General features: G+C 72.9%; 9 protein-coding genes and 1 pseudogene. 7 read left to right on the top strand and 3 right to left on the bottom strand.

Annotated elements, in window-relative coordinates:
* Together AB0G63_RS38230 and AB0G63_RS38225 are read right to left on the bottom strand one after the other, a co-directional pair.
* Positions 1–494: pseudogene (locus AB0G63_RS38230) on the bottom strand (IS200/IS605 family accessory protein TnpB-related protein); the annotation flags it as partial.
* Positions 495–511: 17 nt separating this feature from the next.
* Complete coding sequence (locus AB0G63_RS38225) at positions 512–1,402, bottom strand: universal stress protein (RefSeq protein WP_360760235.1); 891 nt, start codon at positions 1,400–1,402, stop codon at positions 512–514.
* A gap of 780 nt (positions 1,403–2,182) precedes the next feature.
* On the opposite strand from AB0G63_RS38225, the gene AB0G63_RS38220 reads away from it, so the two are divergent.
* Genes AB0G63_RS38220 through narI form a run of 4 tightly spaced genes read left to right on the top strand, consistent with a single transcriptional unit; the run spans position 2,183 to position 8,895 of the window.
* Positions 2,183–5,884, top strand: coding sequence for a nitrate reductase subunit alpha (locus tag AB0G63_RS38220; protein ID WP_360760232.1), 3,702 nt, complete (start codon positions 2,183–2,185; stop codon positions 5,882–5,884).
* 1 nt (position 5,885) lies between these two features.
* Complete coding sequence (narH, locus tag AB0G63_RS38215) at positions 5,886–7,409, top strand: nitrate reductase subunit beta (RefSeq protein ID WP_360760229.1); 1,524 nt, start codon at positions 5,886–5,888, stop codon at positions 7,407–7,409.
* Positions 7,406–8,164 (top strand): nitrate reductase molybdenum cofactor assembly chaperone, encoded by a 759-nt coding sequence (gene narJ, locus AB0G63_RS38210; RefSeq protein ID WP_360760227.1) that lies wholly within the window; start codon positions 7,406–7,408, stop codon positions 8,162–8,164. Before narH ends, narJ begins: the two co-directional genes overlap by 4 nt.
* On the top strand, positions 8,161–8,895 hold the full coding sequence (narI, locus tag AB0G63_RS38205; RefSeq protein ID WP_360760224.1) for a respiratory nitrate reductase subunit gamma: 735 nt from the start codon (positions 8,161–8,163) through the stop codon (positions 8,893–8,895). The genes narJ and narI overlap by 4 nt, the downstream gene beginning before the upstream one ends.
* A 98-nt stretch (positions 8,896–8,993) precedes the next feature.
* On the opposite strand, the gene AB0G63_RS38200 is transcribed toward narI, so the two are convergent.
* Positions 8,994–10,829: a PAS domain S-box protein gene (locus AB0G63_RS38200; RefSeq protein WP_360760238.1), complete on the bottom strand. Its 1,836-nt coding sequence runs from the start codon at positions 10,827–10,829 to the stop codon at positions 8,994–8,996.
* Positions 10,830–11,303: 474 nt separating this feature from the next.
* Here AB0G63_RS38200 and AB0G63_RS38195 point away from each other — a divergent pair, with 474 nt between their 5' ends.
* The 3 genes from AB0G63_RS38195 (at position 11,304) to AB0G63_RS38185 (ending at position 13,406) form a co-directional block, all read left to right on the top strand.
* Positions 11,304–12,023, top strand: a complete 720-nt coding sequence (locus AB0G63_RS38195) for a CBS domain-containing protein (RefSeq protein WP_360760221.1) — start codon at positions 11,304–11,306, stop codon at positions 12,021–12,023.
* Positions 12,024–12,264: 241 nt separating this feature from the next.
* Positions 12,265–12,861, top strand: coding sequence for a hypothetical protein (locus AB0G63_RS38190; protein ID WP_360760218.1), 597 nt, complete (start codon positions 12,265–12,267; stop codon positions 12,859–12,861).
* A 146-nt stretch (positions 12,862–13,007) separates the two neighbouring features.
* Positions 13,008–13,406 (top strand): Hsp20/alpha crystallin family protein, encoded by a 399-nt coding sequence (locus AB0G63_RS38185; RefSeq protein WP_360760215.1) that lies wholly within the window; start codon positions 13,008–13,010, stop codon positions 13,404–13,406.
* Positions 13,407–13,539: the final 133 nt, after the last annotated feature.

Below are 13,539 nucleotides of genomic sequence, written 5' to 3'. Positions count from 1 at the left end.
GCGGCAGCGTCGTGGCGCGTGGTCTTCCTGGTTGTGGTGGTCAGGGGTCGTTGCCAGTGCTGGGCGCCCCAGCGGCTGGTGTAGGCCGGGTCGACGGCGACCAGGGGAATGCCGAGTTCGGCGGCCATGGACACCAGCCTGGCCCGCAGTTTCGCGTTGGGCAGGCCGGAAACCGGCTTGCGGAAGTGCTTGCGCCGCCCATGCTTCTCCCGGGTCTTCTCCGTATGGAAGTCCAGGTCCTCGATCGCGATCGCCAGGTGGTGGCGTTCGGCCCAGCGCAGGAGGCGGATGAGGGCGTGGCGGACCTGGGCGTCGCGGTGGGGTGCGCTGCCGGTCAGGTCGTAGTCGAATCTGCGGGGCTCGCCGACGGGGTTGCCGTGGGTGTCCAGGCGCCAGGCGGCCAGGTGGTCGGCGTTCATGTCCACACCGGCCAGCCCGCCGGCGCGGACGGCTTCCAGCGGCACTGTCCGCACGGGCGGCACTCGCGTCTCACTCGCGTCCCACCCGCGTCTCACTCGTGCGGGACGATCACGACCGGGCACCGGACGTGGTGCATCATCGCGTGGGCGACCGGGCCGGTGTGCGTGCCGAACCGGCCCGGACGGGCCTTCCGGCCGACCACCAGCAGCCCGGCGTCCGCCGCCGTGTCCAGCAGCTCCTGCGCGGGATGCCCGATGCGCACCACCTCGCTGACCTGGACCCCCGGGAACTTCTCACGCCACGGCCGCACCAGCGCGGTCAGCGCCTGCTCGGCCTCGCTCCGGGCCGCGTCGGCCGCCTGGACGTCCGCCGGGCCCGGCAGACGCGGCGGCTGCCAGGTGTACACCACCCGCAGCGGAGCGGTGCGCAGGGTCGCGCTCTCGAACGCGAACCTCAGCACCTCCTCGCACGGGCGCGCGGTGTCCACCCCGACCACGACCTCGCGGTACGGCTCGCGCTCGGACAGGCGGCCCTCGGCGTCCGGGACGTGCTCGTCCGCCGCGGTCCGCTCGGCGCGCACCAGCACCACGGGCCGCCGCACGTGCGCCACCGTCGCCAGCGCCACGGATCCGGCCATGAATCCGCCGAAGCCGCCGAACGCGCGGCTGCCCAGGACGAGCAGCTCGGCCTCGTCACCCGCCGAGACCAGTGCCTCCGCGGCGGGCCGCGCGATCTGCTCGCCGCTCAGGTGCACCTGCGGGTACTGCTCGTTGAGCCGGTCCAGCGCGGCGCGCAGGATCCGCCCCGCCCAGTAGCGCGGCGCTTCAAGCTCCGGCAGCTCCGACACGTCGGGGGACAGGCCCTCGTAGGCGTGCACCAGTCGCAGCGGCAGTCCGCGACGCAGCGCCTCCCGGGCCGCCCAGTCGGCGGCGGCGAGGCTCTCGCGGGAACCGTCGAGTCCTACGACAACGGGGCGAACCACAGTCAACACCTCCCCGGGTCGGTGCCCGCGCGGTCCGCTCCGGCACGGGCCCTCCGCTACCAGCATCCGGGGGCGGCCGACGGCCCGGGCAGGGGCTGCGCGGCCTCCCGGCAAGGGCCGAACGGCCCTTTCATCCCAGCTCAGACCGCCCTTCGGGGCAGGACCCCGACCACCTCACCGCGCGCCGGCCCGACGCACACCGGGCCCCGTGTCCGACCGACTCCCTGGCCCCCGGCCCTTGGCCTCCGGGCCTCTGGCCCCTGGCCCCTGGCCCCTGGCCTCTGGCCTCTGGCCTCTGGCCTCTGGCCTCTGGCCCTTGGCCCCCGGCCCCGGGCGGCACCGACCCGCCCCGGCCGCGCTCACCGGTCACCGGGGCGGAGTGGCGGCTGCCTCGTCCAGGCCATGGCCACCGGCGTCCGGGCCGAGTGGCGGTCGGCCCGTCCCGGTCGTGTTCACCGGCCTCCGGTGTTGAGCGGCAGTCGGTCTGTCCCGGTTGTGGCCACCGGTCTCCGGGGGCCGAGTGGCGGTCGGCCCGTCCCGGTCGTGTTCACCGGCCTCCGGCGTTGAGTGGCGGTCGGCCCGTCCCGATCGCGCTCACCGGTCTCCCCGGCCGAGTGGGAGCCGGCTCGTGCCGGTCGTGACCATCGGTCCCCGCGGCCGAGCGGCAGCCCGCCCGTCCCGGGCGTGCCACCGATCCCCGTACGCCGGGCCCTACGGCGTGCGGCCGGGGCCGTTCGGCCCAACGTGATACGCCCCGCGGCGCGCATAGCGTCCGGCCTCATGGAGAACGACAAGATCGCGCACCCACCGCAGGGCCGCGGCGCCGAAGGCTGGCCGCTGGCCGCCCGTCGGCTGCTGACCCGCCGGGAGGTCTCGGCCGACGGACGAGCGGTGTTCGGGGAGGGCGACTCCGCGTGGGAGGGCTTCTACCGCGACCGCTGGGCGCACGACAAGGTGGTGCGCTCCACCCACGGCGTCAACTGCACCGGCTCCTGTTCGTGGATGGTGTACGTCAAGGACGGCATCATCACCTGGGAGCACCAGGCCACCGACTACCCGTCGATCGGCACCGACTGCCCCGAGTACGAGCCGCGCGGCTGCCCGCGAGGGGCGTCCTTCTCCTGGTACACCTACTCGCCCAGCCGGGTGCGCTACCCCTATGTCCGGGGCGCGCTGCTGAAGCTGTGGCGCGAGGCCCGGCGCCGCCTCGGCGACCCCGTGGCAGCCTGGGCCGAGATCACCTCCGACCCGGCCAAGGCGCGCGTCTACAAGAAGGCCCGCGGCAAGGGCGGCCTGGTCCGCGCCGACTGGGACGAGGTCGCCGAACTGGTCGCCGCCGCCCATGTGCACACCATCAAGACCTACGGCCCCGACCGCGTCGCCGGCTTCTCCCCGATCCCGGCGATGTCGATGGCGTCCTTCGCCGCCGGGGCCCGCTTCATGTCGCTGATCGGCGCCACGCTGCTGTCGTTCTACGACTGGTACGCCGACCTGCCGGTCGCCTCGCCGCAGGTCTTCGGCGACCAGACCGACGTGCCCGAGGCGGCCGACTGGTGGAACGCCGGCTACCTGGTGATGTGGGGCTCCAACATCCCCGTCACCCGCACGCCCGACGCGCACTTCCTCACCGAGACCCGCTACAACGGCACCAAGGTCGTCGCCGTCAGCCCCGACTACGCCGACAACGTCAAGTTCGCCGACGAGTGGCTCGCCCCGCACCCGGGCACCGACGGCGCGCTGGCCATGGCGATGGGCCACGTGATCCTCCGCGAGTTCCTCGTCGACCGTGAAGTGCCCTATTTCCAGCAGTACTTGAGGACGTACACGGACGCGCCGTTCCTGGTGACGCTGCGCGAGCACGGTGCGCACGGGCTGGTCCCCGACGGCTTCCTCACCGCGGCCGACCTCGGGCGCGCGGACGAGGAGCACGCCGAGTTCAAGACCGTCCTCCTGGACCGGGCCACCGGCGATCCGGTGGTCCCCGGCGGCTCGCTCGGCTTCCGGTGGGGGGAAGCCGGGCGGGGCCGCTGGAACCTCGACCTCGGGGACGTGGTCCCCGAACTGTCGCTGCTGGAGCGGGCCGAGGACACCGTGGAGATCGCGCTGCCCCGCTTCGACGAGGGCGCCACCGAGGGCGGCTCGACGATGGTCCGCGGCGTCCCGGTCCGCAGGATCGGCGGCCGCCTGGTCACCACCGTCTTCGACCTGATGCTCGCTCAGTACGGCGTGCACCGCCCCGGACTGCCCGGCAGCTGGCCCGAGTCGTACGACGACGCCGACCAGCCCTACACCCCCGCCTGGCAGGAGACCGTCACCTCCGTGCCGGCCGCGCAGGCCGCCCGCATCGCCCGCGAGTTCGCCCGCAACGCCGAGCGCACCCAGGGCCGTTCGATGATCGCGATGGGCGCGGGCACGAACCACTGGTTCCACTCCGACACCATCTACCGCGCCTTCCTGGCGCTGACGACCATGACCGGCTGCCAGGGCGTCAACGGCGGCGGCTGGGCGCACTACGTCGGCCAGGAGAAGGTCCGCCCGGTCACCGGGCTGCAGCACCTGGCCTTCGCCTTCGACTGGCAGCGGCCCACCCGGCACATGGCGGGCACCTCGTACTGGTACCTCAACACCGACCAGTGGCGCTACGAGGCCTTCGGACCCGACGAACTGGCCTCCCCGCTGGGCGAGGGCCGCTTCAAGGGCAAGGCGTTCGCCGACTCCCTCGCGCAGGCGGTACGGCTCGGCTGGACGCCCGGCCACCCCGGCTTCGACCGCAACCCGCTCGACCTGACGGACGAGGCCGCCGAGCGCGGCCGCCCGGTCGCCGAGCACATCGTCCACGAACTGAAGGCGAACCGGCTGAAGTTCGCCGTCGAGGACCCCGACGACCCGGCCAACTTCCCCCGCGTGCTGACCGTGTGGCGGGCCAACCTGCTGGGCTCCTCCGGCAAGGGCAACGAGTACTTCCTGCGCCACCTGCTGGGCACCGACAGCGCCGTGCGCAGCGAGGAGACACCGCCCGAGGCGCGGCCGGCGGACGTCGCCTGGCACGACGAGGCGCCCGAGGGCAAGCTCGACCTGATGGTCGCCATGGACTTCCGGATGACCTCCACCGGCCTGCTCGCCGACGTCGTCCTGCCGGCCGCCACCTGGTACGAGAAGGACGACCTGTCCAGCACGGACATGCACCCCTTCGTGCACGCCTTCACCCCGGCCATCGCCCCGCCGTGGCAGGCCCGCACCGACTACGACACGTTCCTGACCATCGCCGACCGCTTCAGCGAACTGGCCCGCGAGCACCTCGGCACCCGCACCGACGTCCTCGCCGTGCCGCTGCTGCACGACACCCCGGACGAACTCGCCCAGCCCGGCGGTGTGGTGAAGGACTGGAGTGCGGGCGAGTGCGAGCCGGTTCCCGGCCGGACCATGCCGAAGCTCGTCACCGTCGAACGCGACTACGCGGCCGTCGCCGACAAGATGCGCGCCGTGGGCCCGCTCCTGGACACCCTCGGCACCACCACCAAGGGCGTCACCGTCCATCCCGACCGGGAGATCGAGGAGCTGCGGCACCGCAACGGCACGGCCCGCGACGGAGCGGCCGCCGGACGCCCGTCACTGGCGACCGCCTCCGACATGTGCGAGGCGATCCTCGCCCTGTCCGGCACCACCAACGGCCGGCTGGCCACGGAGGGATTCAAGGAGCTGGAGCGGCAGACCGGCAGCGAGGGGCTCGTCGAACTCGCCGCCGAGCGCGAGGCGGAGCGCATCACCTTCGCCGACACCCGCACCCAGCCGCGCTCGGTGATGACGTCGTACGAGTGGTCCGGCAGCGAGACCGGCGGCCGCCGCTACTCCCCGTTCGTCATCAACACCGAGCACAAGAAGCCCTGGCACACCCTCACCGGCCGTCAGCACTTCTTCGTCCAGCACGACTGGATGGCCGAACTCGGGGAGCAACTTCCCGTCTACCGGCCCCCTTTGAACACGCCCCGCCACTACGGCGACGAGCGTCTGGGCGACGGCCGGGCGGAGGTCACGGTCCGCTATCTGACCCCGCACTCCAAGTGGTCCATCCACTCGAACTACCAGGACAACAAGTTCATGCTCGACCTGTCCCGCGGCGGACCGACGATCTGGATGTCCGGCGCCGACGCCGAGAAGATCGGCGTCAAGGACAACGACTGGATCGAGGCGTACAACCGCAACGGCGTCGTCGCCGCCCGGGCCGTGGTCACCCACCGGATGCCCGAGGGCACGGTGTACATGTACCACGCCCAGGACCGCAACGTGAACGTGCCGAAGACCGAGGTCACCGGCAGGCGCGGCGGCATCCACAACTCCCTGACCCGGCTGCTGCTCAAGCCCACCCACCTCGCGGGCGGCTACGCCCAGCTGACCTACGCCTTCAACTACTACGGACCGACCGGCAACCAGCGCGACGAGGTCACGGTCATCCGCCGTCGCTCACAGGACGTGGAGTACTGACATGAGGGTCATGGCCCAGATGGCGATGGTGATGAACCTCGACAAGTGCATCGGCTGCCACACCTGCTCGGTCACCTGCAAGCAGACGTGGACCAACCGCACCGGCGTCGAGTACGCCTGGTTCAACAACGTCGAGACCAAGCCCGGCGTCGGCTACCCGCGCCGCTACGAGGACCAGGAGCAGTGGAAGGGCGGCTGGATGCTCGACAGGCGCGGGCGCCTCGTCCTGCGCTCCGGCGGCCGCGTCAAGCGCCTGCTGTCGCTGTTCGCCAACCCCGACCTGCCCTCCATCGACGACTACTACGAGCCGGTCACCTACGACTACGACAACCTTGTCAACGCGCCCGCCGGCCAGGACATCCCCGTGGCCCGCCCCCGCTCCGTCCTCACCGGCCGGCCCACCGCGATCACCTGGGGCGCCAACTGGGAGGACGGCCTCGGCGGCGCACCCGAACACGCGGGCGGCGACCCCAACCTGACCGGCGAGTGGGCGGAGAAGGTCCGCTTCGAGTTCGAGCAGACCTTCCTCTTCCACCTGCCCCGCCTGTGCGAGCACTGCCTCAACCCGGCCTGCGTCTCGGCCTGCCCGTCCGGCGCCATGTACAAGCGCGCCGAGGACGGCATCGTCCTGGTCGACCAGGACCGCTGCCGCGGCTGGCGCATGTGCGTGACGGCGTGCCCGTACAAGAAGGTGTACGTCAACCACGCCACCGGCAAGGCGGAGAAGTGCACCTTCTGCTTCCCGCGCATCGAAGCCGGCCAGCCCACCGTCTGCTCCGAGACCTGCGTCGGCCGGCTGCGCTACCTCGGCCTGCTGCTCTACGACGCCGACCGGGTCGGCGAGGCCGCCGCCACCCCCGACGAGAAGGACCTGCTGGACGCCCAGCGCGGCGTCTTCCTCGACCCGCACGATCCCGAGGTCGCCGCGGCGGCACGGGCGGCCGGCATCCCCGAGGACTGGCTGGCGGCCGCCCGCCGCTCCCCGGTGTACGACCTGGTCTCCCGCTACAAGGTCGCCCTGCCCCTGCACCCCGAGTACCGCACGCTGCCCATGGTCTGGTACGTCCCGCCGCTCTCGCCCGTCCTCGACGCGGTCAGCGCGGCGGGCGGCGACCAGGCCGACCCCGACCACGTCTTCGCCGCGGTCACCCGGCTGCGCATCCCGCTGGACTATCTGGCGAACCTGTTCACCGCCGGAGACACCGACGTGGTGGCCGGCGTGCTGATGAAGCTCACCGCCCTGCGCTCCTACATGCGGGAGGTCATCCTCGGCGAGAGCGCCGACGAGGACGCTCTGAAGGCCGTCGGGCTCACCGTCCGCGAGGCGCAGGACCTGCACCGGCTGCTCGCCGTCGCCAAGTACCAGGACCGGTACGTCGTCCCCGCCGCGCACAAGGAGGACGCCGCCGCCCTCACCGCGATGGAGAACCGCTGCCCGGTCGAGTCCTCCGGTGAACCCTCGGAGCGGCGCGTGATGCTCGGCATCCCCACCCTTCGCCGCACCCGGACGGGAGAGTCCGCATGAGCCCCCTGCCGGCCACCGTGCCCGCGATCGTCCGCACCCGCATCCGGGCCGCCGTGCGCCGCCGCCCCGCGTCCGGCCCGGTCGCGCCGGGGGACCGCGGTCTGGTGCTGCGGCTGATGTCCCTGATGCTGCAGTACCCGGACGCCGAACTCGTCACCGCGCGGCCGGCCGTGGCAGCCGCCGTCGCGGCCCTGCCGGCCTCCCCGACCGCCGCCGAACTGGCCGCCTTCGCCGACTGGTTCACCGGCCAGGACCCCGACGCGCTCGCCCGCCACTACGTCGACATGTTCGACCTGCGCCGCAAGAGCAGCCTCTACCTGACCTACTACCTGCACGGCGACACCCGCCGCCGCGGCATGGCCCTGCTCACTCTCGCCCAGCGCTACCGGGCCGCCGGCTGGGACACCGACGGCGGTGAGCTGCCCGACCACCTCCCGGTCGTCCTGGAGTTCGCCGCGCTCACCGGCCCGGGCGCGGGCGAGGCCCCGCTGCGCCAGCACCGGCGCGGGCTGCAGCTCATCCACCGGGCGCTGAGCGACGCGGAATCGCCCTACCGGCACGTCCTCGCCGCGCTGCTCACCCTGCTGCCGCCGCCCACCGAGGCCGACGACAAGGCGGTCGCGGAACTGGCCGCGCAGGGACCCCCGAACGAGGACGTCGGCCTCGACCCTTACGCGGGCGAGCTGTTCGCCCCGCCCGGCACCTTCGTCCCGCCCGCCCCCGCCCCGCCGACGACCGTGGAAGGTCACCGATGAATGTCTCCGGCACCGACCTGTTCCTCTGGGTCGCCTTCCCCTACGTCTGCCTGGCGGTCTTCGTCGCCGGTCACGTCTGGCGCTACCGGCACGACCAGTTCGGCTGGACCTCGCACACCAGCCAGCTCCTCGAACACCGCTGGCTGCGCTTCGGCAGCCCGCTGTTCCACCTCGGCACCTTCATGGTGATCGCCGGACATGCGATGGGGCTCGCGGTGCCGGCCTCCTGGACCGAGGCGGCCGGCATATCCGAGCACGCCTACCACACCACCGCCGTGGTGGGCGGCTCCGTCGCGGGCGTCGCCATGGTCACCGGCCTCGGCATGCTCTGCGCCCGCCGGCTGCTGACCCGGCGGATCCGGCTCGGCACCGACCGCAGCGACAAGGTCCTCTTCCCGCTGCTCGCCGCGGCCGTGGTCCTCGGCATCACCGCCACCGCCGCCCACAACGTCCTCGGCGGCGGCTACGACTACCGCGAGACCGTCTCCGTCTGGTTCCGCGGCCTGTTCGCCCTCCAGCCGCAGCCGGACGCGATCAGCGGTGCCCCGCTGCTGTTCCGGCTGCACGCGCTCACCGCCTGCCTGCTCTTCGCGGCCTGGCCGTTCACCCGGCTCGTCCACGTCTGGAGCGTGCCGCTCGGCTACCTGACGCGCCCCTACCTGGTCTACCGGCGCCGCTCCGGCACGGTCGGGGTGGCCGCGCCCGCCCGCGCCCCAGAGAAGGCCCGCTGACCGTCGCGCGGGAAGCCGTGTCACAGCCGGGAAGCCGTGTCACAGCCCGGAAGCGTTTCACAGCCGGAGAAGCCGTTTCACAGATGGAGAAGCCGGGGTCACAGCCGGAGCGTGAACCAGGTCGTCTTGCCCTCGTCGGTGGGCCGTACTCCCCAGCTGTGGGCCAGCGCCCGCACCAGGAGCAGGCCCCGGCCCGACTCCTCGTCCTCACCGGCGAGGCGCGGCTGGGGCAGGTGCGGGCTGCGGTCGCTGACCTCGACGGTCAGGTCGGTGGCCGTGCGGCGCAGGTGCAGGCCGATGGGGCCCTCCGCGTGCTGCACGGCGTTGGTCAGCGTCTCCGACAGCAGCAGGAGCGCCTCGTCGGCGGCTTTGGCGCAGTTCCACGCGGTGAGCGCCTTGTGGAGGAACACCCGTGCCTCCGGCACGGAGGACGGCAGGGCCGGCAGGTCGGTCGTCAGGGCGGCCAGGGGCGCGGCCGGCAGCCTGGCCAGCAGGAGCGTCACGTCGTCGTTGTGGCTCTCCGCGTCGGGCAGCAGACTCGCCAGCACATGGTCGGCCGCGCTCTCCAGGCACGGCGTGCCGCCGGTGAAGTAGTCGTCCAGGACGACGGTGAGTTCGCCGACCCGGACCTCTATGTCGCTGCCCGGCGTCTCGATCAGGCCGTCGGTGTACAGCACGAGCGTCGCGCCCGGCGGTATCGCCGTGCAGGACTGCTGGAACAGCACGCCGCCCACGCCCAGCGGGGCGTTGACCGGGGCCGGCAGGCTGCGGACCGTCTCGTCGGCGCCCGCGACGAGCACCGGCAGGTGCCCGGCCGAGCAGACCGTCACCGTCCCGGCGTCCGGGGCGATGACCAGGTAGCAGCAGGTGACGAGCTGGTCCGGCACGTCCAGGTCGGCCACGCAGGTGTCCAGGGCCTGCATCAGCTGCCTGGGCTGCATGCCGGTCTTGGCGAGCGCGTGCGCCGCCGAACGCAGCTGCCCCATGACGGCGGCGGCCTCCAGCCCGCGGCCCATGACGTCGCCGATCAGCACCCCGACCCGGTCGGCGCCCAGCGGCACCAGGTCGAACCAGTCGCCGCCCACGCCGGCGCCCTGGGTGGCGGGCCGGTAGCGGCTGGCGGTGGCCAGGCCCGGCAGGGCGGGAGGGGTGCCCATCAGGCTGCGCTGCAGGGTGAGGGCGATGTGCCGCTGCTGCTCGTACAGGGCGGTGAGTTCGGCCTCCGCCTGCTTGCGGTCGCTGATGTCCCGCACGATGGCACACGCCCCGACCACGGTGCCGCCGGCGTCCCGGGTCGGCCACAGGGTGACGTCGACGTCGAGCAGGGCTCCGGTGCGGGTGACCCGCAGCGTCTCGAAGTGCTCGACCTTCTCGCCCTGCCGCAGCCGCTCCAGCAGTACGAAGACCTCTTCCGACAGATCGGCCGGGGCGAGCATGGACACGTGGCGGCCGATGGCCTCCTCGGCGGTGTAGCCGTACAGGTTCTGCGCGGCCGCGTTCCAGTAGGTGATGTACCCGTCGAGGGTCTTGGCCAGGATCGCGTCCTGCGACGACTCCACCAGCGCCGCGAGTTCGTTGATGCGCGCCTCGGCCGCCTTGCGGTCGCTGACGTCGCGCACGGCCGCGGACACCAGCAGCCCCTCCGCGGTCTCCAGCGGGCTGAGGCTGATCTCGACCGGGAACTCGGTGCCGTCCCTGCGCAGCCCGTGCAGGTCCAGTCCGGCCCCCATGGGCCGCACCTGACGGTTGGCGGCGTAACCGCCGCGGTGGAAGGTGTGCTGGGCGCGGAAGCGGTGCGGGATCAGCAACTCGACCGGACGGCCCAGCAGTTCCCCGCGCGGATAGCCGAAGAGGGCCTCGGTCTGGGCGTTGACGAGCCGGATGGTCCCGGTGTCGTCGACGATCACCATGGCGTCCGGCGCCGCCTCCAGCAGTCCCCGGAACCTTTCTTCGGCCCCCCGAGGCGTGTCCTCACGGACCTCCTGGACCTCGCTGACCTCGCTGACCTCGTGCACCTGACGTGCTTCGCGGAGCCCCGCGCCGCACGGGCAGTGCCGCGGCCCGTCCGCTGCCGAGTCCCGCTCCGCTTCGACGAAGTCGGCCACCTCCGTCTCACCTCCACCCGTCCGACGACCAGGACAGCTCAGCGCCTTCCTGCCACGGACACGCCGGAATGTCGCCTACTGTCCGTATGCTGTCCTGTCCTGTGCGTGAGGGTTTCGCGGTCGTTCGGTAACCATTCGGCGGTCGTTCCGCCGTCGGTTGCACCGCCGTCCGCGAGAAGTGTCGACGGGATCCCCGGTCGGGGCCACTCGGCCCATGCCCGGCGCGTCCCCGTGGCCCAGCCTGAAGACGGGGCGCTCACGCGCACCGCGCCACCCCGCGTCCGAGTCGCGCCGGAGGACACCATGTACGGCATCCCGCACACCGTGAGCGATGTGATGACCCGCACCGTCGTCGCCGTGACGGACGGTGCCCCCTTCAAGGAGATCGTCCGGGCGATGCGCCGCTGGCAGGTCAGCGCCCTTCCCGTGCTGGACGACGCCCACCGTGTGGTGGGCGTCGTCTCCGAGGCCGACCTGTTGCCCAAGGAGGAGTTCCGGGACGACGAACCCGACGTCTACACCCGGCTGCGCCGCTCGCCCGACCTGGCCAAGGCCGCCGCCCGGACCGCCGGGGAGCTGATGACGGCGCCGGCCGTCACCGCCCGGACCGGCGACACGCTGGCGCAGGCGGCCCGGGTCATGGCGCGGAGCGGCGTCAAACGACTGCCGGTCGTGGACGAGTCGGGTGTGCTGCAGGGCGTCGTCAGCCGTTCCGACCTGCTCAGCGTGTTCCTGCGGACCGACGAGGACATCGCGCAGGAGGTGCGCCACGAGGTCGTCGCCACGCTCTTCCCCGACCAGGTCGAGCGGGTGCGGGTACGGGTGCGCGAGGGCGTCGTACGGCTGACCGGACGGGTCCGCGACACCACGCTGGTGCCCGTCGCCGTGCGTCTGGCCCGGGCCGTGGAGGGCGTGGTGGACGTCGACTGCGCGCTGCTGGGCCCGCCCCGCCGGGTGGACCTCGACCCCGACCTCCCCGACGCGCCCGACGCCCCCGGCGAGCAGCCCGCACGGCCCGCCTGACCGGACGCTCCGCCTGATCCAAGACGTCCGCATGTTCCGAGACGTCCCCGCCCGGTCCGTCACGGTCCTCGGAATGCTCGCCGGTACCGCTCGGCCCGTGTGCCGGGTCGGGCGGGTCACGAGGCGTGCCCCAACGTCCCGGCGATCGCCCCGGTCGGCCCCTGACCCGCGGCGGCCGGACGTGAGAGGTTGCAAGCAGGGGAACGGAACCTGACGCGGCACGCGCGAAGGGGTGTCTCCCATGAAGAAGGCGCGTCCTACCCGGTCGGTGAAAGTACGGTTCTGGCGCTGGCGGCGGAACCCGCTGCGGCGCCACAGTGACCGCGTGGAGGCCTGGATCGTCCTGGCCGCCTGGCTCCTCGCCCTGCTCGCGGCCCTGTGCACCGGGCTCGCGGTCGGCGGGTGGGTGACGGACGGCCTGGCGGCGCGACGGGCGAACGCGCACCCCGTGTCGGCGGTCCTCACCGACGACGTCCCCAGCGCCCCGGCCATGACCGGGTACGGCTCCGACGGGACCGTGTGGGCGAAGGTGCGCTGGACGGGCGCCGACGGCGCCACCCGCACGGACCGCGTCAAGGTCGGCCCCGGCGAGCCGGCGGGCACCCGGGTCACCGTCTGGCTCGACCGCGCGGGCACCCCGGTCACGCAGCCCCCGGGCGTGACGGAGGCCCGGGTGCAGGCCGCGCTGCTGGGCGTGCCGGCGGGCCTGGGCGCCGGAGCCCTCGTGCTCGGCTGCGGGCGGCTGGCGCGCGGCCGGCTGGACCGGCGGCGGTACCAGGAGTGGGCCGCGGAATGGGAGCGGATCGGCCCCCAGTGGAGGAAGCGCATGCTCGGCTGACCGGGCCGACAGGGCCGACCGGGTCCCGCACTGGGCCGGACGGCCCACGCGTCCGCCGGGCCGCGGTAGGAGCCTGGGAGGGAGTGGACGACGAAAACGGCGAAGAAGATGACGAAAACGACGAAGAAGACGAAGAGGAGGGAGACATGAGCAGCATGATCGAGCGGCTGCCCGGCTGGTCCACGCTCCCCGACCTGTTCGGCCGGGCCGAGGCGCCGGGCACGCACGGCATTCGCATCGAGGAGCAGATCAAGGACGGGGCGTATGTGCTGCGGGCGGAGCTGCCGGGCATCGACCCCGCCAAGGAAGTCGAGATCACCGTCGCCGAGGACGTTCTGACGCTGCGGGCCGAGCGGAGCGAGGAGAAGACCGAGAAGCACCACTCGGAGTTCCGCTACGGCACCTTCACCCGGTCCGTCCGGCTGCCGGCCGGCGCCAAGGGCGACGAGGCGACCGCGGAGTACAAGGACGGTGTGCTGACCGTCACGGTGCCGGTGCCCGAGAAGGCGGCGGACACCAAGACCATCCCCGTGCGGCACGTCTGAGCGCTGTCCCGCGCTGAGCCGCACCTGGTGCGCGGCCGGTGGACCCACCCGCCGCGCCCCCCCGTCCGCGGTCACAGGGAGACCGCGGGGACCACCCGCAGATCGGAAAAGCACACGGCAGAACTCCAGTCAC

The organism is Streptomyces sp. NPDC020996 (assembly GCF_040641355.1).
In the GTDB taxonomy this organism is placed as follows: domain Bacteria; phylum Actinomycetota; class Actinomycetes; order Streptomycetales; family Streptomycetaceae; genus Streptomyces.
Note: the sequence above shows the minus strand (reverse complement) of the source record. Positions and strands in the feature narration are given on the sequence as shown.